This is a genomic window from Komagataeibacter xylinus NBRC 15237, assembly GCF_001571345.1.
In the GTDB taxonomy this organism is placed as follows: domain Bacteria; phylum Pseudomonadota; class Alphaproteobacteria; order Acetobacterales; family Acetobacteraceae; genus Komagataeibacter; species Komagataeibacter xylinus.
The window spans coordinates 72,449-99,096 of sequence record NZ_BCTP01000010.1; the positions used below are offsets into that span (position 1 = coordinate 72,449).

Genomic DNA, 26,648 nt, shown 5'->3' on the forward strand with positions numbered 1-26,648 from the left:
GTGAGGGGAAAGTTTCAGGAAACGCCGCCTTTTAAAAAAAGGCGGCACCTGGAAACTTTTATTTTCCCGTCATGTCTGTTTGCTCACGGCAGGAGCGGCGTGCCGTGTTCCAAAATGGCGCGGGCGGCAGACGTAAAGCGGCCATCCGCCTCATGCAGCACAAGGCCGGGTAGCATTTCGCTGCCCGCGCGTGAATTCGCCCGTCCCTGCACCAGCATGATCCGTGCGGCCTGCCCCGCGCGGGGCCAGAACGGCAGCACCCTGATCCGGCCCAGCTGCGCGCCCTCCATGGCCGTGCAGCAGGCCGCCAGCAGGGTGCTGGGCAGGGCCAGCGTCAGCGTGCCGTGGTGGCGTAGCTGGGCGGCCATGGCGCGCACCCAGCCACCGAGCGCGCCGGTGGGCAGGCGGCGGGCAAGGTCGCGCTGGCTGTGTGGCGAGGCCGATGACTCCTGCCCATGCCAGGGCGGGTTGGCAAAGGCGTGGTCGATGCGGCGCAGGCCGGGGCCGGACAGCAGCGGGTCATCGGGCAGGGCGGGCAGGGTGGCATGGCGCACATGCAGGTCGTGGCGATGGTTGAGCAAAAAGTTATGCCGGGCCAGCGCCGCGGTCGCTCCATCATGCTCCAGCCCGATTCCGGTCAGCCGGGGCACCCGATTCGACAGGCAGAGCAGACCCGCGCCCGCGCCGCATCCACCTTCCATTACGATCTGGCCGGGGCGCGCAGGCACGAAAGCAGCCATCAGAACAGGCTCAAGTCCGGTCCTGTTTCCAGTCGAAAACTGGCGATAGACCACCTTTCCGCCCAGCAGGTGGCCTGTGGTTACAGGGTCCATGCCCGTGGGGGGGAGAGGCAGGTCATGCGCTGCTCCGTGCCGTGTGCCTGTGTGCTCCGGCTTGACCGTTATTCCAGCGCCGCCCATATACTCATTCTATGTTCATACATTCGGAACCGGGAGAGTAACCTTTTGGCCCTAGCAGTTAGTCTGCCGGAATCCGACGAAACGGCAAGTCAGAAAGACGAAGGGGCTCGCCGCCCGATGGCAGATGGATCAGAAGTCGCCCTGCGCGATCTGGCGGAATATCTTGCGGATGACATGGCGGCGTGCAATCGCGCCATTGTCGAGCGGATGGACAGCCCGGTCGCCCTTATTCCCCAGCTTGCAGCCCACCTTGTGGCCGCCGGTGGCAAGCGGCTGCGCCCGCTGCTGACACTGGCCTCCGCCCGGCTGTGCGGCTACGAGCCCGATGCCACGCACCAGCGCCACGTGGCCCTGGCCGCCTGCGTGGAGTTCATCCACACGGCAACGCTGCTGCATGATGACGTGGTGGACGAGAGTTCGCTGCGCCGGGGCATGGCCAGCGCCAATGCGGTGTTTGGCAACAAGGCCTCGGTTCTGGTGGGGGACTTCCTGTTCGCCCGCTCGTTCCAGCTCATGACGGATGATGGCTCGCTCAAGGTCATGAATATCCTCTCGTCCGCTTCCGCCACCATTGCGGAAGGGGAAGTGCTGCAGATGTCCACGCAGAATGACCTCTCAACCCGGATTGATCAGTATCTGGAAGTCATTCATGGCAAAACTGCGGCATTGTTCGCCGCAGCCTGCCGGGTAGGTGCCGTCGTGGCCGGTCAGGGCGAGGCGGATGAGCGCGCGCTCGAATCCTATGGCACCAATCTGGGCATGGCCTTCCAGCTTGTTGATGACGCGCTGGATTACGCCGCCGACCAGGCCCGGCTGGGCAAGACGGTGGGTGATGACTTCCGTGAAGGCAAGATCACCCTGCCGGTGCTGGCGGCCTATGCCGCGGGCTCGGCGGAGGACCGGACCTTCTGGCAGCGCGTGATCGAGGAAAGCGAGCAGACGCCCGAGGATCTCGATCATGCCCTGCGCCTGATTGAACAGACTGGCGCCATCCGCATCACGCTTGACCGTGCAACGGAATATGCCGATGCGGCGCGTGAGGCGCTGTCCATCTTCCCGCCCAGCCGCCTGCGCCAGATGCTGCAGGATACGGCGAGCTACACCGTCAACCGCCTGCGCTAGCAGGCGGGGCGGCCTGTCCTTTCCGGCCTCTGAAAATCAGAAAAAGCTTCAAGGAATGCTGCCTTTTGAAAAAAAGGCGGCACCCGAAGGCTTTTACCCTTTATATGCAGCAGCCGGGCTGGCGTCGAATAGCCTTGGTAAGTCCTGTCCGTAGCCCAGGGCCGACAGTCCCGGCCGTAGGGCCGCAAGATTACGCGGCTGGGCGGTAAAGCAGAACTGATCGGGCAGGGGAGAAGAAGCGGAGCCGGTCAGGGCAGGGCACGCGGCCAGCACGCGGGCGACCTGCCGGGCCACGGCGGGTGCAGGGTCTAGCCAGGTTACATGCGGGGGGCCCGCCTCACGCATGGCATCAAGCAAAAAAGTATAGTGCGTGCAGCCCAGCCCGACGACATCGATTGCCGCTCCGCCGGGTTGCCCGAACAGGCCCGCGAGTTCCGCCCTGAGCAGGGCCGGGTCGGGCGGCGTGCCGCGAAAGGCGTTTTCCGCCATGTCCGCCAGTCCGCGCGCGCCGTGGGCGAGCAGGGTGCAGTCAGGCGCAAAGCGGGCGCTGAGTGCCTTCAGGTAGGGGCGGTGCACGGTGGCCCGCGTGGCCAGTAGTCCGATCGTGCCGGTGCGGGTCTGGTCGGCGGCCCATTTTATGGGTGGCACGCAGCCCACGAAGGGCACGTCATACGTCGCGCGCAGGCTGTCGAGCGCGAGCGTGCTGGCGGTATTGCACGCCACCACCACCACGCTGGGCCGCAGGCGATCAATCGCTTCTCCCATCAGGCGTACGATCCGCGCGCGCAGGAGTGTGTCGGGCTGTTCGCCGTATGGGAATACGGCTGTATCAGCCAGATAGTCGATCGGTATGCCGGGCAGGACCGGGCGCAGCTGGGCTACGATGCCCAGCCCCCCAATTCCCGAATCGAAGGCAAGAACACGCGGCATCAGATGGCCCGTGGGTCAGGCCCCTGCGTCACGCTTGGCCTTGAGCGCCAGCGCCTCTTCGGCACTGCCCACGCCGCCATGCTTGGCTGACCATGCGCAGGGATCTTCAAGGAAACGACGCACCTCGGCGGCATCCTTTTCCGAGAAATAGGGCTTGCCCGCGCAGGCTTCGAGCACATCCCACCAGGTACACAGCGCATGCAGGCTGATGTCCATATCCGCCAGCGTGCGGTATGCGCCGGGGAAGACGCCGTAGAAGAACACCACGAAGGTGTGGTCCACGATCGCGCCCGCCTTGCGCAGCGCGTTGGCGAACTGCACCTTTGATGAACCATCGGTGGTCAGGTCTTCCACCAGCAGGGTGCGCATGCCTTCGGGCACATCGCCCTCGATCTGGGCATTGCGGCCAAAACCCTTGGGCTTTTTGCGCACATAGGCCATCGGCGCCATCATGCGGTCAGCAATCCAGGCGGCAAAGGGAATACCCGCCGTCTCGCCGCCCACCACGGCGTCGATGCTTTCATAGCCGACATGGCGGCCGATCTTTTCCACCGCCAGTTCCATGATCTTCTGGCGCGCGCGGGGGAAGAAGATGATGCGGCGGCAATCGATATAGACCGGCGATTTCCAGCCCGAGGTAAGGGTGTAGGGATCATCGGGGCGGAAGTTGACGGCCTTGATTTCCAGCAGCAGGCGCGCGGTCATGAGGGCTGCGTCGCGGTCCCATGCGGTTGTGCCTGTTGAAAGTCCTGCCCCATTCCCCGTGGCGTCGTGCATACCCTGTCTCCGGCCAAATGAATTGTGTGTACTGAATGTCAGCACAGACGATTAACCGCAACAGGGCGGAAAATCCATCGGTGTCCGGGCCAATGGGGGCGGAAATGCCAAAAAAAGGCCGCATGGGAAATATAACGTGACCGGATCATCAGAGTGTGAGGGTTCGCGTACCTTGCTCCCGCGGGGTATTCGCTCTAGTATCTCAATATTAATAATCATTCTCACTAGTGGATCATCGCATCGTGTCTGTTGAAAACAGTCGCATCGCCCGCAAATGCGAGCGTGCCGTAATCACCGCCTACCAGGAACTGCGTGGCGTCGGGACCAGCGATGTGTCGGCTTTCCATGCCTGCACGACCCTCTACCGTATCCACCACCCCGAATCCTCGCTCAACGAGGCCCGGCGTCTGGTGTCGGAATGGATCGACCATCATGTCATCCAGAAGCGCCCCGGCCCGACTGCCGGGTGTGAGTGCGACTGATCCATCCGGGCGAAGGACGTCATGCAAAAGGGGCAGGCTGCATCATGCAGCCTGCCCCTTGTTTTTATTACTGGGGTTTCACCTGCGAAGCGGGACCTGAAACGGCAGGACCATTTGCCATGCCGGGCGGGTAATATCCCGCCCGGCACGGCTGTCTCAATCAGGCCCGCTTGTCAAACGGCACGAAATCGCGCTCCGGCGAGCCGATATAGAGCTGGCGGGGGCGGCCGATGCGCTGGCCGGGTTCTTCAATCATTTCCTTCCACTGGCTGATCCAGCCGGTGGTGCGGGCTACGGCAAACAGCACGGTGAACATGCTGGTGGGGATGCCCATGGCCTTGAGAATGATGCCGGAATAGAAATCGACATTGGGGTACAGGCTGCGCTTGACGAAATATTCGTCATGGATCGCAATCTTTTCCAGTTCGATGGCCAGGTCGAGCAGCGGGTCGTCCTTGATGCCAAGCTCGCCAAGAACTTCATGGCAGGTGGCCTGCATGATTTTGGCGCGCGGGTCGAAGTTCTTGTACACCCGGTGGCCAAAGCCCATCAGGCGCACGCCGCTGGTCTTGTCCTTCACCTTGGCGATGAATTCGGGGATGTTGTCCTTGTGGCCGATCTCGGCCAGCATCTTCAGCACCGCCTCGTTGGCCCCGCCATGGGCAGGCCCCCACAGGGCCGCGATGCCTGCGGAAATACACGCAAACGGATTGGCCCCCGTCGAGCCCGCAAGGCGCACGGTGGAGGTCGACGCATTCTGCTCATGGTCGGCATGCAGGATCAGGATGCGGTCCATGGCGCGGGCGAGCACCGGGTTGATCTTGTAGGGCTCGCTCGGCACCGCGAACATCATGGACAGGAAGTTCTCGGCATAGGACAGGTCATTGCGCGGGTAGATGAAGGTCTCGCCCTGCGTGTATTTGTAGGCCCAGGCCGCGATGGTCGGGATCTTGGCAATGATGCGCATGGCCGACTGGTAGCGCGTGGCCGCGTTCGAGACATCGAGCCCTTCATGATAGAAGGAGGACAGCGCGCCAACCGTGCCGCACAGGATGGCCATGGGGTGCGCATCACGGCGGAAACCGTTGAAGAAATTGCGGATCTGCTCGTGCAGCAGCGTGTGGTGCTTGATGGAATTCACAAACCCGTCGTACTGCGCCTTGTCGGGCAGTTCACCGTTGAGCAGCAGGTAGGCCACTTCCATGAAGGTGGCCTGTTCGGCCAACTGCGCAATGGGGTAGCCACGATGCAGCAGCACGCCTTTTTCACCATCGATGAAGGTGATCTTGCTGGAGCATGACGCGGTCTCGCCATAGCCGGGATCATAGGTGAATACGCCAGCCTGGGCAGGCAGCTTGCGGATGTCGACGACCTCCGGCCCCATCGTGCCGGACAGCATGGGCAGTGCAACATCCTTGCCGTTTAGCGAGATTGTGGCAGTTTTTCCGGACTCGCTCATCTACAACTCTCCTCCTGGGGCCACGCCTGCGCTGGTGGGGCAGGGGGCCATGTCTCCAACCTCCGGGCATTCTGCCGTTCATGCGGCAGTTTATGGCTATGCCCAAATTATATGCCCCGCGTGCCGCAAGGTGCGGCAGTCATCGGGCCTCGGTTCTGACGATAGGAACGAAACCCCCGGCATGGCAATCCATGCCCCCCCTTTGCCGCAATGACATTATTGGCAAGACAGGGCGTTGAGGTGGATTTCACGATCAGTGGCGGAATTCCATGGTTTTTCGGCGGTAAAGCAGGCGATCGAGGCTGGCGGGAAGCCGCGCTGCATCGCCCCTTCAAGGGTGGGCGGGCAATGTCGCGCGCCCCAGCCAAACACCAGGGCACCCAAGGCCGGATTGTGCCCTAATACCATGATATTGCTTGTTTTATCGGTAATGGCATACAGCATGTCACGCACCGTTTCGGCAGTTGCCTCATACAGTTCGTTCACATATCGGATATCGGGTTTCTGATCGCCATAAAATGATCCCAGCGCCGCAAGCGTTTCGACCGTGCGCCGCGCGGGGCTGATGAGCACCAGTTGCGGGGCAAAGGCCCGCGCCCGCAGCCATGCGCCCTGGGCGCGGGCGCTGTCACGGCCATGCGGGGTGAGCGCGCGGTTGAAGTCGGCCTGCGGGCCAATATCGCCAAACGCGGCGGGCGCGGCCTGGGCATGGCGCATGAGCACAAGCTGGCGGGGCATGGCGGCGGTTACTGGCCTGTGCCTGCGGCAATGGCCTCATGGTGGCGAATGACCTCGCGGATGATGAAGGCCAGGAATTTTTCCGCAAAATCGGGGTCCAGGTGGGCGGCGGTGGCCAGTTCGCGCAGCCGGGCCACCTGGCGTGCCTCACGCGCGGGGTCGGCGGGCGGCATGTCGTTGGCAGCCTTGAGCTGACCCACCGCCTGCGTGTGGCGAAAGCGCTCGGCCAGCATATAGATCAGGGCGGCATCGATGTTGTCGATGCTGCAGCGCAGTTCTTCGAGCTTGCGCTTGGCTGCGTCCTGTCTGGCCTCGGTGGTGTTCATCGGTGTCCGCGCTCCTGCGTTGAAAAAAAGAGGGATGAAAAAAAGACTTACAGCACCGGCGGAAGGTCGATCCACGCCAGATGCCCCCCCTTGCCAGCCCCGGTATCGGTAAAGATGGCCCGCCCGCCCATGCGGCCGTGGCGCACCCAGGGCCGCCCGTCGGTGGAGCGGCGGTCATGCCCGCAATAGACCGTGTAGCCTGGTGGAATGTGATCGACCCAGTTCAGCCTGCGCTCGGGGTAGCCATCCTTCTGCATGCGGCCCGTCGTCTCGCCAAACAGGGCGCGTGACAGCAGGGGTGTTACCGTGCCCAGCCCCGGCGGCGGCAGTTCGCCCAGCATGCGGGCATGAAAGCCACCATGCACGAATATGGACTGCCCCAGCACGATCCATGCGGGCGCGCGCGCCAGGTCGGCCAGCGCGCGCTGGTACACGTCGCTGTTCTCCTCACTCAGGAAGGCGGCCAGCGTTTCCATCAGCGGCGGGTCGCGGCGCATCTTGCGGCCCTGTAGCGCGCGGGCCAGCTTGCGGTCATGGTTGCCCAGTATGAACAGGCCGCGCCTTTCATCAATCAGGCGCTGCATCAGGCGGAATGCGCCCGCGCTGTCCGGCCCGTAATCCACGAGGTCGCCAAGTTGTATGACAAACCGGTCGGTCGCGGCGGCATGGCGGAAGGCGTGCAGGTCGCCATGCACGTCGCCCACCACGCGCAGGGGGCGGCCTGCCAGCAGCTCCGCCAGCGGGTGCGTGGGCAGGGCGGGAGGGGCCGGGGGCATGGTGGATTCCCGCCCGGCGGCGGCCGGGAATATGGCATCCCGTGCCATGACAGGCCGATGAGAGGGAAATCGACGTCTCAAGCGAAAATCCTCTCCTGTTGATGGCCGGTCCGGGTTGTGCCCTTTGCTGGGTCTGGTCTCCTATTATTCACAAGATTGGCCGCCATGCACTAGGGGGATGGGCAATAATGTATCCTTAATGACACAAACCGGTTGCATCCGGGTAACGATATTGTACAGGAAAAACCGGAATATATTGACCAGGACACAGACCGCCATAAGGCATTGCGCCCCTGCCACGGGCGTGGCTGATGGAGCAAACGTGAAACCGCCAACCGGAGTCAGGGCAGCCTGTCACACTCTTTTGTTGTGACGTAGGCTGCAGGACGGAGAACAGATGAAGGCGTCATGCCGAAGTGAAACGCAGGGAGAGGCGCTGTGGTGCAAAGGGAATACCCGCGCCACTGCCGCCGCCCCGGCAGATCGGCCCCCGCCAGGGCCGTGACGACGGCATACGACATATCCGGCGCGGTCTCGACCGGCCGGGCATAACGATAAGAGTTTGAGGGAAAGTTCATGATCGACCACACCCGAATCCGGAATGCGGCGCTCCGGGCCAAGATCACCACCGCCGAGCAGGCGGCCTCCCTTGTCCGCCCGGGCAGTACGGTGGGCACCAGTGGCTTTACCGGCGCCGGTTACCCCAAGGCCGTGCCGCTCGCACTTGCCGCATTGATGGAGCGCGCGCACGCCGAGGGTAAGGAATACCGCATCCGGCTGCTCACGGGCGCCTCGACCGGGCCGGAGCTTGATGGCGCGCTCGCCAAGGTCAACGGCATCTCCTTCCGCATGCCCTATAATTCCGATTCCGGCCTGCGCGCGCGCATCAACAAGGGCGAGACGGAATATCTCGACATGCATCTCAGCCATGTCGCCCCCATGGCCTGGGCGGGCTTCTTTGGCACGATCGACACCGCCATCATCGAGGCCACCGCCATCCGTGAAGATGGCAGCATCGTGCCGTCTTCTTCCGTCGGCAATTCCAAGACCTGGCTCGATACCGCCAAACAGGTGATCATCGAGGTCAATAGCTGGCAGGATGCAGCGCTCGAGGGCATGCACGACATCTGGTACGGCGCAGCCCTCCCGCCGCACCGCCAGCCCATTCCGCTGCTGCGCCCCGATGACCGCATCGGCGGCACTTCGCTCAAGGTCGACCCCGCCAAGATCGTGGCGATTGTCGAGACCAATGCGCCCGATCGCAACGCCCCGTTCTCGCCACCCGACGAGACCGCGCGTGGCATTGCGGGCCACCTGATGGAATTTTTCCGCCATGAAGTGAAGATGGGCCGCCTGCCGCCCTCGCTGCTGCCGTTGCAGTCCGGCGTGGGCAACGTGGCCAACGCCGTGATGGGCGGGCTGGAGGAAGGCCCGTTCGATGACCTGACCGCCTACACCGAGGTGATTCAGGACGGCATGCTCGGCATGCTGGAAAGCGGCAAGATGCGGGTGGCCTCGGCCACGGCCTTCTCGCTCAGCCCGGAAGCGGCGGAAGCGCTCAACAGCCGCATGCGCGAGTTCCAGAAGAAGATCATCCTGCGCCCGCAGGATATCAGCAACCATCCCGGCCTGATCCGTCGCCTGGGCTGTATTGCCATGAACGGCCTGATCGAATCGGATATCTATGGCAACGTGAACTCAACCCAGATCATGGGCTCGAAGATCCAGAACGGTATCGGCGGCTCGGGTGATTTTGCCCGCAATGCCTATATCTCGGTGTTCATGACGCCATCCACCGCCAAGGGCGGCAAGATCTCCGCCATCGTGCCCATGGCGTCCCATGTCGATCACATCACGCAGGATTCGCAGGTGCTCGTGACCGAACAGGGTCTCGCCGACCTGCGTGGCCTCTCGCCCAAGCAGCGCGCGGAAGTGATCATCGCCAACTGCGCCCACCCCGATTACCGCCCGATGCTGCAGGATTACTACAAGCGTGCCCGCGCGGGCTCGTTTGGCCAGCAGTCCCCGCATCTGCTGACCGAGGCGCTTTCGTGGCACCAGCGCTTCATCGAGACCGGCAGCATGCTGCCGTAATGCATAAAGGTTTTTGGTGAAGCTTCTTTCAAAAAGCTTCAGAAAATGCCGCCTTTTAAAAAAGGGCGGCACCCAAAGACCGTTATGTTTTCCTAGCGTGCGGGTTCGGCGTCCACCATTTCGGTCGCGCGTTCGAGGTCAACCGACAGCACGCGGCTGACCCCGCGCTCCTGCATGGTCACGCCATACAGCCGGTCCATATGCGCCATGGTCAACTGGTGGTGGGTCACGACAAGGAAGCGCGTGCCCGCTTCCGCCACCATATCGGCCAGCAGGGCGCAGAAGCGGCCCACATTGGCGTCATCGAGCGGGGCATCGACCTCATCGAGCACGCAGACCGGGGCCGGGTTGCAGCGGAACACTGCGAAGATGAGCGACAGCGCGGTGAGCGCCTGCTCGCCACCTGAAAGCAGCGAGAGCGTGGCGAGTTTCTTGCCCGGCGGCTGGGCATAGATTTCCAGCCCGGCCTGAAGCGGGTCGTCATTGCCCACCATGCCCAGATGCGCCCGCCCGCCATTGAACATGCGGGCAAACAGCGCCTGAAAATGCTGGTCGATCTGCGAGAACACGGCCATCAGCCGCTCGCGCCCCTCGCGGTTGAGCTGCCCGATCATGCCGCGCAGGCGGGCAATGGCCGATTGCAGTTCGTCACGTTCATGCAAGATCGTGTCGATCTTGCCCGATGCGTCCTGCGCCTCAAGCTCGGCACGCAGGTTGACCGGGCCAAGCTCATCGCGCTGGCGGGTCAGGCGGGCCACCTTGCGGCGCAGGCCGGTCTCGGCATTTACGCTCAGGTCAGTGGGCACCACGCCCGCCGGTGGCGTTGAATCCGCCTGCAACTGCGCCAGCAGCACCTGTGCCTGCTCGCGCCTGCCTTCAGCGCGGACCACGGCTTCACGCGCTGCGGTCAGCACATCTTCCGCCGTGCGGCGGCCCTGCTGCACTTCCGCCATGCGGGTTTCAGCCTGTTGCAGTTCCGCCATCGCCACGTCATGGCTGGCTTCGTGCCGGGCCAGTTCGGTTGCGATCGCATCGCGTCGTTCGCGCACGGCAACCGGCTGGGGGGCCACGCGCTCATGCTCGGCCCGGGCATTGCGCAGGCGGGTCTCGGCGGCCTCGGCTTCAAGGCTGGCGGCCTCCACGCGGGCGGTCCACTGCGCCATGTCCTGCCCCGATGCGTCAAAGCGCTGGCGCAGGGTGGCGTCTTCCGTGTGCAGGCGGGCCAGGGTCTCGCGCTGCTCGGTTTCCTGCGCGCGCAGGCTTTCGGCCTGTTCGCGCAGGCTGGCCAGCGCGTGTTCCAGCCCGCTCATGTCGGGCAGAGCCTCAAGGCGGGCACGGGCGGTGGCAACATCCACCTCCGCCTGTTGCAACCCCTCGGCCAGATCGGCCATGCGGGCCTGCCGGGCTTCAAGCCGGGTACCGGTCTCGCGCATTTTCTGCTCAAGGCCAGCGCGGGCAGTGCGGGCGTGCTCCAGCCGGTTTGTGGCCTCTTCCACCACGAGCCGGGCCTGTTCCAGCGCGTGAGCCGCCTGTGTCGCGGCAGCAGTGGCCTGCCGGGCCGCATCCTCGGCCAGAGCCGGGGCGGGCAGGGCGGCTAGCTGTTCGCGCCGGGTGGCCAGTTCCTGGCTTGCGGTATCGCGGTCGTTTTCCAGCCGGGCCTGTTCGGGCAGCAGGGCTTGCAGGCGCGTTTCCGCCTCGCTGTGCCGGGTCGTGGCAGCCTGCAGGGCGCGGCGGCCCTGCTCAAGGGCTGATTCAGCCTGCTGATGGCGGGTCCGCAGCGCCTTTTCGGCATCCTGCGCCTGCGTGGCGGCCTGCGCTGCCGCCTGCTGGGCGCGGGCAAGCTGGTCGAGGTCGGGCAGGCTGGCTTCCTGTTCCGTGGCGTGCGCGCAGGCGGCCTCGGAATCCGTCAGGGCCGCCTGGGCCGTGGCCTGCTGCACCGAGAGCGTATCGATCTGGGCCGAGATGGTGGCGTGCTGGCGTGAAAGCTCGGCCTCGGCCGTGCGGGCGGCCTCCAACGCATTCTCGGCGGCCATGCGGGCGTTGCGTGCCGTCGTCAGGGCTTCGCCTGCCTGCTGGCGGGTGGTTGTGGCGGCCTGTGCCGCCTGTTCCAGCGCCGGAAGCGCGCCGCGCAACTGCTCGAGTTCCGTGCGCAGGGCGCGCAGGCGGCCGAGCTGTTTGAGCCTGAGTGCCGCGCGGTCGGGCAGGTTGGGGGCCTGTGTATAGCCATCCCACCGCCAGAGCGCGCCCTCGCGGGTGACAAGGCATTGCCCCGGCGTCAGGCTGGCCTGAAGGGGGGCGCCATCCATGCCATCAGGCAGCAGCCCGGCAGCACCGAGCGCGCGTGACAGGGCAGGGGGGGCCTCGAGCACGGTGGAAAGCGGTTTGATACCCGCAGCCGGAAAGGGCGCGGGTGTGGCAGGCGGCAGGTCATGCCATGAGCGCGGTGCCACGCCTTTGACCACCGCCTCCAGCCCATCGGACAGCACCACGGCCAGCGCGGTTTCCAGCCCGGCGGGCACATGCAGGCTGTCGGCCAGCGTCATGCCTTGGGTGGGGTCGGCCTGTGTCTCGCTGTGCAGCGCGCGGGCGAGGCCATCGGCTTCCGCCTCGAGGCCCGACAGGCTGGCGCGGGCCTCGGCAAGACGGCCGGCGCAGGCTTCATCTTCCCGTGTTGCGGCAACGGTGGCGGCCTCGGTCGTGGCCATGTGCTGGCGGGCGGCTTCCAGTGCGGCGGCGGCGGCCTCGCGTCTGGCCACGCGCGCCTGCAGGGCCGCATCGGGCACGGCCTGCGCGCGCAGGCGGGTCATGCTGGCGGCGAGTGTATCGACTTCGTCGCCTGCGCGCTTGTGGGTGGCCTTGGCCGCGCGGAGGGCTTCCTCGGTGGCGGTGCGGGTGGCGCGGGCTTCCTTCAGGCGGGCATTGGCCTGAATTTCGGCCTGTGTTGCCTGCGCGCGGGCGTCCTCCGCCGTGGCGCGTTCGGCGCGGAGGCGATCAAGGGCCGTTTCGGCCCCGGTCGCGGCTTCGGCCAGACGTGCGCGCTCGGCCTCGGGCACAAGGTCCGCGCGGGCGTTGCTGACATGATTGCCCAGTGTTGCCACGTCGCGCGCCAGGGCTTCGAGCCTGCTGGCGGCAATGCCGGTATCCTGCGTGGCCTGCGCATGCACGCGCAGGCTTTCGGTCGCGGCATTGCGGGCAAGGTCAGCCTGTAGCGTGGCATCCGCGTGGGCGCGGGTGGCGTCCTCGCGCGCACTCAGGGCGTGGGCGGCCTGTGCCTCGGCCTGCGTGATCTGTCCGTCATGGTCGGCAATGGATTCGGCCGTTGGCATGTCGGCTTCAAGGGCCGCGATCTCGGTGGCGAGGGCCGCGTGCCGGGTGGCAAGGTGCTCATGCGCGGCGGTGGCCGTGGCAAGCCCTTCGCGGGCCTGCGTTGTCTGCAGTTCGGCCTCGCGCACGGTGGTGGTGGCCTCTTCCACGCGGGTCGCCATCTCGGTCATGGCCTGTGCCAGCGTGGTGCATGCGGCCTGCGCTGCCTCGCGCAGGGCGGGCAGGGCGGACAGGCGCTCTTCCACCTGAACCCGCTCGGCCTCAAGCTGCCCGAGCATGAGGGTGGCGTCATCACGCCGTGCAAGGGCCGCAGCCTGCACGCCCTCGCATTCGGCAAGGCGGCCCTGTGCCTGTTCAAGGGCTGCCTCGGCGCGGGCCAGTTCCTCGGCAATGGTTTCAGCGCGGACCTTGAAGCGTTCAAGTGCCGTGCGCCGCGTATCGAGTGCCTCGCGCAGGGCGGGCAGCGCCTTTGTCACTTCGTAATCGGTGAGGACGGCGGTCTCGGCCATTTCCTCGGCCGCCTTGAGGTCGGTGCGCGCGGCATGCAGGCCCGCCTCGCCCTCGGCCACGCCCTTGTGGGCGCGGGCATGCAGCAGCGCCAGAAGGGCGGTTTCGGATTCGCGCAGGCCCTGCGAGAATTCGCGGTAGCGGGCCGCCTGTTCGGACTGCTCCTGCAAATCACCGAGCCGGGATTCGAGTTGCAGGCGCAGGTCTTCCGCGCGCGCGAGATTGGCCTCGGTCGCGCGCAGCTTGAGTTCGGCTTCGTGGCGGCGGCCATGCAGGCCGGTAATGCCCGCGGCTTCCTCCAGAATGGTGCGCCGTTCCTCGGGGCGGGCATTGACCAGCGCCGAGACGCGCCCCTGGCTGACCATGGCCGATGAGCGCGCCCCCGAGGCCAGATCGGCAAACAGGGTCTGCACGTCGCGCCCGCGCGTGGTGCGGCCATTGATGCGGTAGCCGCTGCCCGCGCCCCGTTCGGCCCGGCGGCAGACCTGAAGTTCATCCTGCCCGGTAAAGGGGGCGGGAGCGATTTCGGCAGCGCCGTCCAGCGTCAGGGTGACTTCCGCCATGTTGCGCGCGGCCCGCGCGGTGGTGCCCGCGAAGATCAGGTCATCCATTTCGCCGCCACGCAGGGCGCGGGCATTGGTTTCGCCCATGACCCAGCGCAGGGCCTCGACCACGTTTGACTTGCCGCACCCGTTTGGCCCGACAATCCCGGTCAGGCCGGGCAGGATATCAACGGAGACCGGGTCGGCGAAACTCTTGAAGCCTGCGATGCGCAGCCGGACGAAACGGGCGGTCATGCTCAGCGGGCCGCCGCTTCAACCTTCTGGGCAAACTGCTCGTAGGTCAGTTCCTGCGCCACCTGCTCCTTGTCATTGAAGCGGAAGGTGGGCGTGCCGTCGATCTTGTACTGGGCCTGGGCGCGGTCTTCCTCATCCATGATGGCATGGCGCAGCTTGTCGTCATGGACGGTCTGCTGGAACAGGTCGGATGACATGCCGGCCAGCGCCGCCATTTTCTGGATCTCGGCCTCGGCTTCCGCCGGTTCCTTGCCAAAGGCCCAGCGATCCTGGCTCGACAGCAGTGCGAGCACGAACGGCTCGTAACGCTCGGGGGCCAGCGCGCGCGCGACCATGCAGCCGGTCAGCGCGATCTGGTCGAGCGGGAAATCACGCAAAATGTAGTACACCTTGCCCGTATCGATCAGCTTGCTGCGCACTTCGGGAAAGATCTCGGCGGCAAAACGCGCGCAATGCGTGCAGGTGAGCGAGAAGAATTCCTCCACATGCACCTTGGCCGCCGGGTTGCCCACGGCGCGGATGGACAGGCGCGGGTCCGCCGCCTGCGCCATGGCCCGGCCAGACAGCAGGCCGCCAGCCATGAGGGTGGGGGTAAGGGCAAGCAGGGTGCGGCGTGTGATGGGCATCGAGGTCACTCTCCGGTGGGGGACAGGGGTGGGGCATGGCCCCGGTTGGCATCAGTATTAAGACGGCGCGGGCCGGGCGTAAATCCGCCGGGCGTAAATCCATCGTACCATCACCGGATGGCGCGCCCGTGTCGGCGCGCCATCCGTTCAGGCCGGTTGCCCGGTTGCCTCGCGCGGGGGCAGGCGCACGCGCACGTGGCGGATATGCCGGGCATCCGAATCAAGGATGCGGAACACCATGCCGCTTTCATGCGTCACGATCTCGCCGCGCGTGGGCACATGGCCCGCGAGGCGGAACACCAGCCCGCCCACGGTCTCGATCTCGGCCTCGCGCTCCTCACGCGTGAGCACGGGGCCGACTTTTTCCTCAAAGGCGGCGACGGGGGTGCGGGCATCGACATCGAGCGTGCCGTCGGGGCGCTCGCGCATCATGCTCACGGTCGGTTCGTCATGCTCGTCGGAAATATCGCCCACGATGGTCTCGATCAGGTCCTCGATGGTGACGAGGCCGTCGATCCCGCCGTACTCGTCAATGACGAGGGCAAGATGCACATGCCGCACCCGCATCTGCAAAAGCAGGTCGAGCACGGGCAACTGCGGGGCCACCATGAGCGGCTGGCGCAGCAGGGGCTCCATGCGGAAGGCTTCCGACGTGCCGACATAGGCAATCAGGTCCTTCACATGGATCATGCCCACGATGTCATCAAGCTGGTCGCGATAGACCGGCATGCGGGAATGGTTTTCCCGCCGCATCATGGCCAGGGCCTCATCAAGGCTGATATCGACCGGCATCGCCACGATATCGGCGCGCGGAATCATCACGTCATCCGCCGTTATGCCGCGCAGGCGCAGCACGTTGGCCAGAAGCGCGCGCTCCTGCCGGTCGAGTTCGGAGGCGTGGGGATTGGCGTCATCGCCCGCCGCATCATCGGCTTCCTTGACCAGCGCGGCAATGGAATGGCGCAGCCCCGGTTCAGCCCGCCTGCGGCTGAACAGCGACAGGAATCCCTTGCCGCGCGACCCGGACGGAGGTTCCTCGTTGGCATCGGTGCCGGGGCGGCTCATGAGCGTGCCCCCCGCGTCACCATGCGGCCCGGCTTCCACGGGTTGGCAACGCCAAGGCCGGACAGGATGCGGGCCTCGAGCATTTCCATCTCGCGGGCCTCGCCGGGGTGGTGGTGGTCATGTCCGGCCAGGTGCAGCACGCCGTGCACCACCAGATGCGCCAGATGGGCCGCCATGTCGCGGCCCGCCGCCTGCGCCTCGCGCGCCACGGTCTCGAAAGCGATGATGATGTCGCCGCCCCATAGGCCGCCTGCGGCGGGGTATTCGAATGTCAGGACATTGGTAGGCCTGTTGCGCCCGCGATGCCGCCAGTTCATGCGGGCCACCGCGCGGTCATCGGCCAGCACCACCGTGACCGGGCCATGGCAGCCCGTGGCCGCGAGGGCTGCGCTGGCCGCGCGCTTCACCACGCGGGCAGGGTGGGGAACGGCGCGGTTCCAGCGCCTGTCCGCCACCGTGACATCGGGGCCATCAGGCCCGGCCTTGAGGGCGGCCTGCGTGGCCCGCCCTGCTGCGACCCCGCCCTTGTGGGCAGGGCCTGTGCTACTTCGAGGTTTCATCGTTCTCCTGCTGCGACCGGGCGCGGTGGGGGCGGCGTTCGGCCCCGGCACGCTGGTCGTATGCCTCCACTATACGCGCCACCAGCGGGTGGCGCACCACGTCACGCGATTCAAATCGCATCATGCCGATCCCGGGCAGGCCGTCGAGGGTATCGACCGCCTCCCGCAGGCCGGATGTCACGCCACGCGGCAGGTCAACCTGGCTCAGGTCGCCGGTAATGACCATGCGCGTGCCTTCACCCATGCGGGTGAGGAACATCTTCATCTGGGCGGGCGTGGTGTTCTGCGCCTCGTCCAGAATGACAAAACAGTGCGCCAGCGTGCGCCCGCGCATGAAGGCGAGCGGCGCCACCTCGATCTCGCCCGTGCCCATGCGCCGGATCACCTGATCGCCCGGCATCATGTCGTGCAGGGCGTCATACAGCGGGCGGAGGTAGGGGTCGATCTTTTCCTTCAGGTCGCCAGGCAGGAAGCCCAGCCGCTCGCCCGCTTCCACCGCCGGGCGCGACAGCACGATGCGGTCAACCTGGCCCGCCTGCAGCATGGCCACGGCCTGGGCCACGGCAAGGTAGGTCTTGCCGGTGCCTGCGGGGCCGAGGCCAAACACCATTTCCTGCCGGGCCAGCATGGCCATGTATTCAGCCTGGCCAACCGAGCGCGGGGCCACGGGGCCGCGCCGGGTCATGATGGTGGGCAGGTCGGCCAGCGTCGGGCCTGCCGGTGCCGTGGCGGTACGGGTGTCGGGCATGGGGGGCACTCCTCCCGTGGCGTGGCGTGGCGCGGGTGCGGAAAAGGCATGGGCGGCCAGGCGGATGGCGGTATCGACGGTGGCGGTATCGACTGCCTGCCCGGCTGTTGCGCGGCGGTAGAGTTCGGTCAGCGTGGCCTGTGTCAGTTCCACCCGCTGGGCCGCACCCGTAATGGCGATGCGGTTGCCCCGGCAGGCCAGCCGGACATCAAATCCACGTTCAAGATGCAGCAGGTGGCGGTCATGGTCGCCCACAAGCTGTGCCAGCAGCACGTTATCTTCAAACTGCATGGTCACGGTGCGGTCATTGGCCGCGGCCGTGCCACCGGGGGTACGCCGCCCGCCGCTGCGACGGGGGGCGTGGAGCGTGGATTGTGTCTGTTCTCTCAAGCCCTGTCTGTCTCCTCTGTCAGGACACCACCAAGCGAGTTGGTGTACCTGTGGCGGATATCCACATTGGCGATCTGGCCGATCAGGCTGTCCGGGCCTTCAACGCTCACGGCCTGCAGCCATGGGCTCTTGCCCGAAACCTGACCGGGCTTGCGCCCCCGCCCCGTAAAGAGCACGGGCGCCACCTGGCCTATGGTTGCATCATTGAATGCATCCTGCTGCACGCGCAGCATGGCCTGGAGTTCCTGCAGGCGGGCATCCTTCACGTCCTCGGGCACATGCATGCCCGCGCCTGCCGCGGGCGTGCCGGGGCGGGAGGAATACTTGAAGGAATAAGCCTGCGCGAAGCCGATCTCGTCAATCAGGCGCATCGTGTCGGCAAAATCGGCATCCGTCTCGCCGGGATGGCCCACGATGAAATCAGATGACAGGGCAAGGTCGGGCCGCGCCTCGCGCAGGCGGGCCACAAGCGTGCGGTAGTCATCGGCGGTGTGGCCCCGGTTCATGGCCGCGAGCACCCGGTCGGAGCCGGACTGCACCGGCAGGTGCAAAAACGGCATGAGCTGCGGCAGGTCGCGATGGGCTGCGACCAGGTCATCTTCCATGTCGCGCGGGTGCGACGTGGTGTAGCGGATGCGCTCGATGCCCAGCTCACCGGCCAGCACGCGGGCGAGGCGGGCGAGCCCCCAGGTGCGGCCATCCGGGCCTTCACCATGATAGGCATTCACGTTCTGGCCCAGAAGCGTGATTTCGCGCACGCCGCCTGCCACGAGCCTGCGGGCCTCATCGATCACGGCCTGCGCGGGCCGGCTGCTTTCCGCCCCGCGCGTGTAGGGCACGACGCAAAAGGAGCAGAATTTGTCACACCCTTCCTGAATGGTGAGGAAGGCGGAACCACCCGCGGGGGCCGCGCGGTCAGCGGGCAGGAAGTCGAATTTCTGCTCGACGGGGAAGTCGGTCTCGATCACGGCTCCCGCCGCGCGCGCGGCGCGGGCCACCATCTCGGGCAGGCGGTGATAGGTCTGGGGGCCGAGCACGATATCGACATAGGGCGCGCGGGCCAGGATTTCCTTGCCCTCCGCCTGGGCCACGCAGCCTGCTACCGCAAGCACGGTGGCCGCACCCTGTTCGGCGCGCGCCTCCTTGACCTTGCGCAGGCGACCGAGTTCGGAGAACACCTTCTCGGCCGCGCGGTCGCGGATGTGGCAGGTGTTGAGAATGATCATGTCAGCCGCATCCGGCGTGCTCACGGCCCGGTAGCCGAGCGGGCGCAGCACATCGGACATCCGCTCGCTGTCATACACGTTCATCTGGCAGCCCCATGTTATGACATGAAGCCCCCTGGTGGATGACGTGCTGGCTTGTGGCGTGGCCACGCCGGGGCGGGGAGACAGGCTGTTCACGGGTCAGGTATCCTCAGGCATCATGGCGGGCACGCGCCCGCGCAACGGGGGCAAGACATCGGGCCTTGCCTGCGCGCGGTCAAGAGGCTTGCCGCCGATAAAGCCGGGAACACATGGTCTGCCCATCAACGCTCCTGGTGCGAAGGGTGGGGTGTGCCGGACGCGGCCCCCTTGCCTGCTTCAGCCTGATCATGCCTGCCGGAATCGGGGGTATGTCAAGTAAGGAACGCGGGCGCGGAGACAGTTTGCAACATCCCTGGCCCGTTTTGCCCTTCAATGCGACAAATTCGGAACTTATTAAGGGCAGGGCGTTAATATCGGTTTGATCATGCACGGCGGGAATGGCAGACAATACCCTGTGGGCAACTGACCGCATGAAAGCAGACAGCAACAGGGGCAGCACCGTTTGACAGGATTGCGTCATCTCCGCCTGGCCGCCAGCGCCTGGCGCGGGGCCGGTTATGTCAGCCTGTTCGCGGTCATGACGGTTCTCCCGCCGGGGCTGCCCGTGGCATTCGCGGCTGACCCGCAGGACTACGCCACAACCATCCGCCCCACCGGCAATGCCGACCTTGATGCGGCGCTCAAGGCGTCTTCCGACCTGCTTTCCCTCCAGAAAACGCAGGCCGTCAGCCCCTTTGCCCTGACGGGGCGCATCCATAACGATTATTCCCGCCTGATCAGCGCGCTTGAAAGCTATGGCTACTACGCGGGCAGCATCACCATCACCATAAGCGATGGCAGCCACAAGGCCGGCACGCCTGCCGATGGCGGGCAGGACGGGCGCGACCCCGACCTGCCGGAATGGATGCAGGCGCTGCCCGCGGGCCACAAGGCGCAGGTGAGCATTGCTGCAGGCACCGGCCCGCTGTTTCGCATCGGCACGGTCACGCTCAACCCCGACAAGGGGGACGCGCCCATCCACCTCAACCCCACCGAGGCCGCGGCCTTTGGCATGAAGCCGGGCGCGCCTGCGCAGGCCGAGGCCGTGCTGACGGCGGGGGCGGCACTCCAGACCGCCCTGACGGAGGAAGGCTACGCGCTGGCCCATGTCAGCACCCCGCAGGCCTGGCTGCGCCCTGCCACCCATACGCTCGACATCGCCTTTACGGTGCATCGCGGCCCGGTGGTGAACCTTGGCGCCTTCGCCTTTGGCGGGTTGCAGCGCACGCACCCGGCCTATATCGCGCGCAGGCTGACCATTGCGCCGGGCGAGCTGTACCAGCCCTCCCGCATCGAGCGTGCCCGGCAGGACATTGCCTCGACGGGGCTGTTTTCCGATGTGCAGGTCAATCATGGCGATACGCTTGCCCCTGATGGCTCCATGCCGCTCAATTTCGGTTTTCATGAAGGCAAGCGGCACAGCGTGGGGGCCGAGGGCGGGTATTCAACCGATCTCGGTGGCCGTGCGGGCGTGACATGGACGCATAACAACCTGTTCGGCAACGCCGAGCGGCTGCGGCTCACCGCGCTCATCACCGGGCTTGGCGGCTCGGCGGAGCAGGGGCTGGGCTATGATTTCTATGCCGACCTGATGAAGCCCGATTTCGGCTCGCGCCAGCAGAACCTCAGCGCCCGCATCGAGGGTATCAAGCAGGAACTCTATTCCTACCGCCAGACCGCGCTGCTTGCGCGCGTCGGCATCGTGCGCCACGTCAACCGGCACTGGAACGTGTCATTCGGCGGGCAGATCGAGCAGGAACAGATCGAGCAGATGCGCAACACCAGCAGCTACTTCATCCTCTCGGTGCCGCTCACGGCCAATTATGACGGCACGGGCGTGGACAACCCCATCACGCCTGCCACCCATGGCGTGCGCGTGGGGGCCAGCATCACGCCCTCGGCTTCCTTGACCGATGGCACCTCGTTCTTCGCCATCATGCAGGCCACGGTCTCGACCTATTTCGACCTCAAGAACTTTGGCCTGAGCCGCCCCGGCCGCAGCGTGCTGGCGTTTCGTGGCACCATCGGCAATGTGGAAGGGGCCTCGACCTTCGCCATCCCGCCCGACCAGCGGCTTTATGCCGGTGGCTCGGCCACGGTGCGCGGCTTCCGCTACCAGGGCGTTGGCCCGCAATTTGCCAATACGCGCTACGCCATCGGCGGCACCTCGATGGATGCGGGGTCGTTTGAATACCGCCAGCGCATATTGCAGAAATTCGGCGCGGTGGGCTTTATCGATGCAGGCCAGGTCACGGCGGACCGCACACCCTTCCAGGGCACGGTGCGCGTGGGTGCCGGGGCCGGGGCGCGCTATTACACCCCCATCGGCCCCGTGCGGCTTGATGTGGCGGTGCCGCTCAACCGCCCCGCCAAGGGCGACAAGTGGGAGCTGTACGTGGGTTTGGGGGAGACATTCTGATGCCGCAGGACACGCCATCCTCCCCCCCGCCGCGCACGGGGCGGCGCATCGCGCGCGCCTGCGCCCTGGCGCTGGGCATTCCCTTCGGGCTGGTGGCGGCAGCGCTGGCCATGGTGCTGGTGGCGGCCAATACCGGGGCGGGCCAGCGCGAGATCGAGCGCCGCCTGCCGGGGCTGACCGGCGGCAGCGTGCACCTGTCGGGGCTGGGCGGCCGCTTTCCCGATGCGCTGCGTGTGCAGCATCTTGAACTTGATGACTACAAGGGCGCGTGGCTGTCGATCGACGGGCTCGCGCTTGACTGGTCGCCCCTGCGGCTGCTCACGCGGCGGGCGGTCATCAGCAACCTGTCCATGGCGCGGCTCGCCATTCCGCGCCTGAGCGAGGATGACCCCGCTCACCCGCCCAAGCCTGAAAAACCCTCAAGCGGCAGCATCCACATGGGCGTGGATATCAGGGCGGTGCATGTGGCGCGGATTGACGTGGGGGCGGCCCTTGCGCAGGTTCCCGCCGCCTTCAGCCTGGGCGGCCATGCCAGCCTGGCCGATATCGCCCCGGTGCTCGACCATTTCTCGATCGCCACCCTGCCGCCCGCCGATATTGCGCTGAAGGTGGCGCGGCTTGATCATCCCGGTAGCCTTGATCTTGCAACGAAGCTGGGCAAGGCCGACGTGGCGCTGGACCTGCACGCCAGCGAAGGGACGGATGGCTTTCTCGCCACGCTCAGCCACATGCCTGCCCTGGCGCCGCTTGACCTCTCGCTGGGGCTGCATGGCCCGCGTGATAACACGCAACTCGCGCTGGCGCTGGCCACGGGCGGCATTCATGCCAGCGCGCATGGCCAGCTCGGGCTGCTCGACCACCATATGGCGCTGGAGGTCGCGGCCCATAGCGATGCGGTAACGGCAACTGGCGGCACGGGCTGGCAGGGTGCTGACCTTGCCGCCCATATGGGGGGCACGCTGGACCGACCCACGGGCAACGGCACGCTCGACATCGACCGCCTGGCCTATAACGACACCAGCTTTACAAACCTGCATCTGGTGGCCGATGGGCTGAGCGCCCCGGTTGCGGGCCAGCCGGAACATGCGGCGCTGCATGCCACCGTGACGGGGCTGCGCATTCCGGGCAGCCAGCCCATGCTGTTTGCCGCCGATCCGCTGAAACTTGATGTGCTGTGGCGGCCGGACGCGCCAAAGGGGCCGGTCACGCTGTCGCTGGCGCATCCGCTGGCGCAGGTGACCGGGCAGGCCACCACCACGCAGCCCATGACCGCCACCTTCCATGCCGACCTGCCCGACCTTGCCCCGCTGGCGGCGGCGGGCGGCACCAACCTGCATGGCCATGCAGGCCTTGATGGCAGCGTGAACCTGCCCGCAAAAGGGCAGGACGGGCAGTTCGGCCTCGAAAGCCAGATCGTGCTTGATGGCGGCCTGCCGGTGGCTGTCGGGCTGGTGGGCGACAAGGGGCATGTCAGCGTTGCGGGCACCATGACACGGGGCGCGAAGGGGGGCAATACGATCCGCTTCACCACGTTGCAGGTACAGGGCCGCGCCCTGCAACTCGATGCCACGCCGAGCCAGATCGTAACCGGCGCGCCGCTCAATGTGGATGCCACGGCGCATCTGGCCCTGTCGGACCTGCATGTGCTGGCGCCCACGCTCAAGGGGCACATGCAGGCCGACCTGCATGCGGCGGGCCCGGTCAACGACCTCATGGCCAGCCTGAAAACCCAGGCCAGCATCGCGGCGAGCAACACGGCGGCGGGCGATGTGCAGGCCAGCGTGACCATGGCGCACCTGCCACAGGTCAGGCAGGGGGAGCTTTCCATATCCGGCACGGTGGACCGGGCCCCCATACAGGTCAGCGCCCATCTTGACAGCAATGCCGATAACAGCCGCCACCTGCAGATTGCCCAACTGGGCTGGAAGAGCCTTGGCGGCACGGCTGACATGACGCTGCCCGATGGCCACAAGGTGCCAACCGGCATGCTTGATGTGCACATGACCCGCCTGGCCGACCTGCATGACCTGACCGGGCAGGACATCAGCGGCCATGTCGCGGCCACCGTGCACACCACCAGCGCCACGGCCACGGTGCCTGCGGCGCTGGCGGTGAATGTGGATGGCGCGCTCAATGCCGCCATCGCGCGCATCGACCGGCTGGTGCTCAGGGGCCATGTGCTCGACCCCACGGGTGATGCCCCCACGACCGATCTCGACCTTGTGGTGGATAACGCCCATTTCCGCGATATGGGGGGGCGGGCGCATGTTACGGCAAAGGGGCCGCTTGCGGGGCTGGATGTCAACGCCCAGTCCACGCTCGATACGTCCTGGACCGGCCCCGCCACGCTGGACACGGCACTGATGGTCAATATCAGCGGGCAATCGGTGAGCGTGCGCCGCCTTGTGGCGCAGGCGCGCGGCGAGCAGATGCGCCTCGATGGGCCGGTCAGCGTGGGGTATGGCAAGGAGATCGCGCTCGACCACCTGCGCTTGAGCCTGACGCCGCCGCGCGGGCAGGCGGGCAGCATCGAGGCCAGCGGCAAGGTCAGCCCGGCGCTTGACCTGCATGTGGCGATCAACCGCCTCTCGCCCGACCTGCTGGCCCCTTTCGTGCCCGCGCTGCACGCGCAGGGCCTGCTCTCGGCCGAGGCCCGGCTGACCGGCACGCCCGCCAGCCCCACGGGCAAGGTCAGCCTGCATGGCACGGACCTCAAATACCATACCGATTACACATCCTCGCTCGCACTTGCCTCGATCGAGGCCACGGCCAACCTCAATGCGGGGGTTGCGCGGGTGGATGCGCAGGTCGAGGCGGGGCCGCAGATCAATCTGGGCCTGCATGGCACGGCGCCGGTCAACAGGGCCGGGCAGATCACCCTGCAGGCCGATGGCAAGATCGACCTTGCGGTGGCCAATGCCTATCTGGGCGCGCAGGGCATGCAGGCAGGGGGCAACCTGCAGGTGGCGCTGGGCGTGCGCGGCACCCCGGCCCAGCCCCGGCTCAATGGCACGCTCAGCCTGAGCAATGGCCTGTTCCATGACTTTGGCGAGGGCATACAGCTTTCAGCCATGCAGGGCACGGTCAACGCGGTGGGTGACAGGCTGGTCATCGCAACGCTCACCGCGCAGGCGGGCAAGGGCAGCCTTGCGGCCTCGGGCAGTTATGGCGTGCTCCAGCCCGGCCAGCCGATTGACCTGCGCATCCATGCCGATAACGCCCGCCCGCTGGCCAGCGACCTGATTACCGCAACACTCAATGGCGACCTTGACGTAAAGGGCCAGCTTTCCAGCCGGATCGATGCCACCGGCAACCTCACGCTCAAGCGGGTGGACATCAACATTCCCGATTCCCTGCCCACCTCGGTCGCGCATCTGGATGTGATCCGGCCCGAGGATGAGAAAAACCATGAAAAAATCGTCAAATCCACCCCTATGGTGATCGGACTGGGGCTGGATGTGACCTCGCCGGGGCAGTTCTATGTGCGCGGGCATGGCCTGAACACCGAAATGCACGGCCATATCCACGCAGGTGGCACCGCAACCGCGCCGGTGATGACGGGGGCCTTCTCGCTGGTGAAGGGCGGGTTCTCGCTCGGTGGCATCTCGCTCGATTTCAGCAAGGGGCAGGTGGGGTTCAATGGCGTGGGGGTGACGCATGCCATCGACCCGACGCTGGATTTCGTGGCCGAGCGCAGCACCAATGATGGCACGGCCCGGCTGAACGTGGGCGGCTATGCCAGCGCGCCCAAGATCACGTTCTCGTCCTCGCCGCCGCTCTCGCAGGACCAGATCCTGGCCATCCTGCTGTTCGGCACCGATACACAGTCGCTCTCGCCCACGCAGATGGCCTCCATCGCCGCGGCCGTGGCCAGCATCAGCGGCGGGTCCGCCTTTGACCCGCTGGGCATGGTGCGCAAGACGCTGCATCTGGACCGGTTGCAGATGAGCAGCTCCTCCAACGGCTCGGGCGGCAACGATACCGGGGCTATCGAGGCGGGCAAATATGTCATGCGCGGGGTGTATGTGGGGGCCAAGCAGGCAACGTCGGGCTCAGGCACGCAGGCGCAGGTGCAGGTTGACCTGACCAAGCGGCTCAAGATCAACACCACCGTGGGCACGGGCGGCAACGTGACCGGCTTCACCACGCCGGAAAATGATCCGGGCAGCAGCATTGGCCTGCTTTACCAGTTCAAATACTGAAACGTCAGATCAGGGCCGGGCCGGTGTAGCAACCTGATGCCGCCCCGGCACGCAACCGCTCCAGCCTTGCCCTGTTGAAACGCTTGCGGCGGGCCTTGCGCTGGTGCCTGTGTGCGAGCAGGGTCTGCTCCGCCTGTCGGGGCGTGGGCAGGGGGCGTGTCTCATCAACGCTGGAATAGGCCCCGCATGTGGGGTCCGGGCAGAAGCAGGTAATGAGGTGGGTGTGGTACCGCACGGGCCCCTGCCGTTTGCGGATGGCGTTCATGCGGTCAAGGTTGCGGCGCGTATCGATGATTGCATCGCGGCTGAAGAATTTTCCGGCCATTGCCACTCCTGCCTTGCGTAACAACCGGCGCAGCCTGGGGTTGTGTGGCGCCCTATAGCAAAACCGCTGGCACGAGGGCCAGCGGTGTCTTGTTGGTGGGGGTGATGGGGCGGCGGATCAGGCCGCCTTCATCACCTCGGTCAGGTTTTCCAGCACTTCGGTCGGCTCCTTGCCTTCGAGCACGGCCACCTCGGCCACGAAGCGTTCCTGTGCGGCCTCGAACAGCTTGCGCTCGCTGAAGCTGCCATCAAGGCTGTCGACATTGCGGCGCAGGTCGCGCAGTACTTCGGCAATCTGCACCAGGTCGCCGGAGTTGATCTTTTCCTGATAGGCCACCGCGCGGCGGGCCCACATGCCACGGCTGACATGGGGCTTGCCCTTGATGATGGCCATCGCCTTGTCCACGATCTCGCGCGAGACAATCTTGCGCAGGCCCGACTTGTGCGCCTTTGACAGCGGGATGCGCAGCGTCATCTGGTTGCCGGGGAACGAGATCTGGATCATCTCCAGCTTCGTGCCCGCGATCTCATCGACACCGATCCGGTCAACGCGGCCCACGCCATGCGCGGCATAGACGATGGCATCGCCCTCGCGGAACGGATCTTCATCTTTTACAGCCGTGCTGGACTTGGCCTCGGCTGCCGTGGTCGCGGCGGCGGTCCGCGCCATGGCATCGGTCACAGTGCCCTTCTGGGTGGTTCTGAACATGCTCATC

Annotated in this window: 21 protein-coding genes; 5 read left to right on the forward strand and 16 right to left on the reverse strand. The window is 66.1% G+C overall.

Annotated elements, in window-relative coordinates:
* Positions 1–83: 83 nt before the first annotated feature.
* Positions 84–740, reverse strand: a complete 657-nt coding sequence (locus GXY01S_RS06360) for a tRNA1(Val) (adenine(37)-N6)-methyltransferase (protein ID WP_242501329.1) — start codon at positions 738–740, stop codon at positions 84–86.
* 297 nt (positions 741–1,037) lie between these two features.
* On the opposite strand from GXY01S_RS06360, the gene GXY01S_RS06365 reads away from it, so the two are divergent.
* Positions 1,038–2,042, forward strand: a complete 1,005-nt coding sequence (locus GXY01S_RS06365; protein WP_061273251.1) for a polyprenyl synthetase family protein — start codon at positions 1,038–1,040, stop codon at positions 2,040–2,042.
* A 93-nt stretch (positions 2,043–2,135) separates the two neighbouring features.
* On the opposite strand, the gene murI is transcribed toward GXY01S_RS06365, so the two are convergent.
* Both murI and GXY01S_RS06375 read right to left on the reverse strand, forming a co-directional pair.
* Positions 2,136–2,972 carry a glutamate racemase gene (murI, locus tag GXY01S_RS06370; protein WP_061273254.1) on the reverse strand — a complete coding sequence of 279 codons (837 nt, stop codon included), beginning with the start codon at positions 2,970–2,972 and terminating at the stop codon, positions 2,136–2,138.
* 15 nt (positions 2,973–2,987) lie between these two features.
* The gene (locus GXY01S_RS06375) at positions 2,988–3,749 is read right to left on the reverse strand and encodes an orotate phosphoribosyltransferase (RefSeq protein ID WP_061273257.1); all 762 of its coding nucleotides are present in this window, start codon (positions 3,747–3,749) and stop codon (positions 2,988–2,990) included.
* Between the two features lie 227 nt (positions 3,750–3,976).
* Here GXY01S_RS06375 and GXY01S_RS06380 point away from each other — a divergent pair, with 227 nt between their 5' ends.
* A complete protein-coding gene (locus tag GXY01S_RS06380) occupies positions 3,977–4,231 on the forward strand; it encodes a hypothetical protein (RefSeq protein WP_082770746.1) in 255 nt (84 codons plus the stop codon).
* Between the two features lie 160 nt (positions 4,232–4,391).
* Here the strand turns inward: GXY01S_RS06380 and gltA are convergent, their stop codons facing one another.
* From gltA to GXY01S_RS06400, 4 genes are all read right to left on the reverse strand, one after another.
* On the reverse strand, positions 4,392–5,690 hold the full coding sequence (gltA, locus tag GXY01S_RS06385; protein WP_061273260.1) for a citrate synthase: 1,299 nt from the start codon (positions 5,688–5,690) through the stop codon (positions 4,392–4,394).
* A gap of 216 nt (positions 5,691–5,906) precedes the next feature.
* Positions 5,907–6,428, reverse strand: coding sequence for a SixA phosphatase family protein (locus GXY01S_RS06390; protein ID WP_061273263.1), 522 nt, complete (start codon positions 6,426–6,428; stop codon positions 5,907–5,909).
* 8 nt (positions 6,429–6,436) lie between these two features.
* Positions 6,437–6,754, reverse strand: a complete 318-nt coding sequence (locus GXY01S_RS06395; protein WP_061273265.1) for a chorismate mutase — start codon at positions 6,752–6,754, stop codon at positions 6,437–6,439.
* 47 nt (positions 6,755–6,801) lie between these two features.
* On the reverse strand, positions 6,802–7,530 hold the full coding sequence (locus GXY01S_RS06400; RefSeq protein ID WP_242501328.1) for a metallophosphoesterase: 729 nt from the start codon (positions 7,528–7,530) through the stop codon (positions 6,802–6,804).
* Positions 7,531–8,106: 576 nt separating this feature from the next.
* Here GXY01S_RS06400 and GXY01S_RS06405 point away from each other — a divergent pair.
* Positions 8,107–9,624, forward strand: coding sequence for an acetyl-CoA hydrolase/transferase family protein (locus tag GXY01S_RS06405; RefSeq protein WP_061273267.1), 1,518 nt, complete (start codon positions 8,107–8,109; stop codon positions 9,622–9,624).
* A gap of 92 nt (positions 9,625–9,716) precedes the next feature.
* Here the strand turns inward: GXY01S_RS06405 and GXY01S_RS06410 are convergent, their stop codons facing one another.
* From GXY01S_RS06410 to GXY01S_RS18890, 7 genes are all read right to left on the reverse strand, one after another.
* The gene (locus GXY01S_RS06410; protein WP_061273268.1) at positions 9,717–14,252 is read right to left on the reverse strand and encodes an AAA family ATPase; all 4,536 of its coding nucleotides are present in this window, start codon (positions 14,250–14,252) and stop codon (positions 9,717–9,719) included.
* 2 nt (positions 14,253–14,254) lie between these two features.
* Positions 14,255–14,878, reverse strand: coding sequence for a thioredoxin domain-containing protein (locus tag GXY01S_RS06415; protein WP_061273270.1), 624 nt, complete (start codon positions 14,876–14,878; stop codon positions 14,255–14,257).
* A 147-nt stretch (positions 14,879–15,025) separates the two neighbouring features.
* Positions 15,026–15,943, reverse strand: a complete 918-nt coding sequence (locus tag GXY01S_RS06420; protein WP_061273271.1) for a hemolysin family protein — start codon at positions 15,941–15,943, stop codon at positions 15,026–15,028.
* Positions 15,940–16,503: an rRNA maturation RNase YbeY gene (gene ybeY, locus GXY01S_RS06425; protein ID WP_082770748.1), complete on the reverse strand. Its 564-nt coding sequence runs from the start codon at positions 16,501–16,503 to the stop codon at positions 15,940–15,942. Before ybeY ends, GXY01S_RS06420 begins: the two co-directional genes overlap by 4 nt.
* Complete coding sequence (locus tag GXY01S_RS06430) at positions 16,487–17,548, reverse strand: PhoH family protein (protein WP_061273300.1); 1,062 nt, start codon at positions 17,546–17,548, stop codon at positions 16,487–16,489. The genes ybeY and GXY01S_RS06430 overlap by 17 nt, the downstream gene beginning before the upstream one ends.
* Positions 17,549–17,637: 89 nt before the next feature.
* The gene (gene miaB / locus GXY01S_RS06435) at positions 17,638–19,044 is read right to left on the reverse strand and encodes a tRNA (N6-isopentenyl adenosine(37)-C2)-methylthiotransferase MiaB (RefSeq protein WP_061273273.1); all 1,407 of its coding nucleotides are present in this window, start codon (positions 19,042–19,044) and stop codon (positions 17,638–17,640) included.
* Between the two features lie 3 nt (positions 19,045–19,047).
* Entirely contained in the window at positions 19,048–19,170 is a 123-nt protein-coding gene (locus GXY01S_RS18890; protein ID WP_255210374.1) for a hypothetical protein, read from the reverse strand.
* 289 nt (positions 19,171–19,459) lie between these two features.
* Here GXY01S_RS18890 and GXY01S_RS06440 point away from each other — a divergent pair, with 289 nt between their 5' ends.
* Positions 19,460–21,406, forward strand: coding sequence for an autotransporter assembly complex protein TamA (locus GXY01S_RS06440; protein ID WP_061273275.1), 1,947 nt, complete (start codon positions 19,460–19,462; stop codon positions 21,404–21,406).
* Positions 21,406–25,608, forward strand: a complete 4,203-nt coding sequence (locus GXY01S_RS06445; protein ID WP_061273277.1) for a translocation/assembly module TamB domain-containing protein — start codon at positions 21,406–21,408, stop codon at positions 25,606–25,608. Before GXY01S_RS06440 ends, GXY01S_RS06445 begins: the two co-directional genes overlap by 1 nt.
* 4 nt (positions 25,609–25,612) lie before the next feature.
* Here the strand turns inward: GXY01S_RS06445 and GXY01S_RS06450 are convergent, their stop codons facing one another.
* Complete coding sequence (locus tag GXY01S_RS06450; protein ID WP_061273279.1) at positions 25,613–25,933, reverse strand: hypothetical protein; 321 nt, start codon at positions 25,931–25,933, stop codon at positions 25,613–25,615.
* 117 nt (positions 25,934–26,050) lie between these two features.
* Positions 26,051–26,647, reverse strand: coding sequence for a CarD family transcriptional regulator (locus GXY01S_RS06455; RefSeq protein ID WP_061273281.1), 597 nt, complete (start codon positions 26,645–26,647; stop codon positions 26,051–26,053).
* Between the last annotated feature and the right edge of the window lies 1 nt (position 26,648).